1 pseudogene is annotated in these 406 nt (G+C 71.2%); it reads right to left on the bottom strand.

The annotated features are described in order from the left end of the window. Positions 1 to 406: pseudogene (locus tag EXE45_RS18125) on the bottom strand (helix-turn-helix transcriptional regulator); the annotation flags it as partial.

A 406-nucleotide genomic window follows, 5' to 3' on the forward strand; every position in this document is an offset into this window, starting at 1 on the left:
GGTCTCCGCGACGTCGGTGAGTACCTCCCGGAGTCGCGCGGCCACCGTCCGACGGACCTCGTCGCTCTCCCCCCACTCGCGGGAGACCTGCTGCTGGGACAGCGTCGTCCCCTCGGCTAACTCGGACTGCGAGACGTGGTATCGACTCCGAAGCTCCGAGAGGGTCTCCCACGTCGGCGTCGCGTCGAGCGCGCCGCGGTCTTCGTCCGCCCGCTCGCGCCGCCTCTCGAACGCCGTGAGTATCCGCTCGGCGCGGTGGAGCGAGACGTTCGCGCTCCCGGTCTCGAAGTCGTGGTACGTGACGGCGCCGATGCCGCACTCGCTCTGGTGGAGCCGTAGCGAGTCGCGGCACCGCGCCAGCACGTCGTCGACCTCCGGGACCACGTCGAGAATCGTGCGGTCGCCG

This window comes from Halorubrum sp. SP9, from assembly GCF_005435015.1.
Classification (GTDB): domain Archaea; phylum Halobacteriota; class Halobacteria; order Halobacteriales; family Haloferacaceae; genus Halorubrum; species Halorubrum sodomense.